General features: G+C 54.6%; 1 protein-coding gene. It reads left to right on the forward strand.

Going from position 1 to position 736, the window contains the following annotated elements:
• A partial coding sequence (locus K0778_RS28905) for a terminase gpA endonuclease subunit (protein ID WP_161997278.1) occupies positions 1–736 on the forward strand: 736 nt, incomplete at both ends.

A 736-nucleotide genomic window follows, 5' to 3' on the forward strand; every position in this document is an offset into this window, starting at 1 on the left:
GTGAATCCCCGCATTTTATGCGTTTTCATGTTGCCTGCCCGCACTGCGGGGAGGAGCAGTACCTTAAATTTGGCGATAAAGAGACGCCGTTTGGCCTCAAATGGACGCCGGATGATCCCGCTAGCGTGTTTTATCTCTGCGAGCATAATGCCTGCGTCATCCGTCAGCAGGAGCTGGACTTCACTGATGCCCGTTATATCTGCGAAAAGACCGGGATCTGGACCCGTGATGGCATTCTCTGGTTTTCGTCATCCGGTGAAGAGATTGAGCCGCCTGACAGTGTGACCTTTCACATCTGGACAGCGTACAGCCCGTTCACCACCTGGGTGCAGATTGTCAAAGACTGGATGAAAACGAAAGGGGATACGGGAAAACGTAAAACCTTCGTGAACACCACGCTCGGTGAGACGTGGGAAGCGAAAATCGGCGAACGTCCGGATGCTGAAGTGATGGCAGAGCGGAAAGAGCATTATTCAGCGCCCGTTCCTGACCGTGTGGCTTACCTGACCGCCGGTATCGACTCCCAGCTGGACCGCTACGAAATGCGAGTATGGGGATGGGGGCCGGGTGAGGAAAGCTGGCTGATTGACCGGCAGATTATTATGGGCCGCCACGATGATGAACAGACGCTGCTGCGTGTGGATGAGGCCATCAATAAAACCTATACCCGCCGGAATGGTGCAGAAATGTCGGTATCCCGTATCTGCTGGGATACTGGCGGGATTGACCCGACCAT

Origin of the sequence: Escherichia sp. XD33, assembly GCF_019375075.1 — a bacterium.
GTDB lineage: Bacteria > Pseudomonadota > Gammaproteobacteria > Enterobacterales > Enterobacteriaceae > Enterobacter > Enterobacter flexneri_A.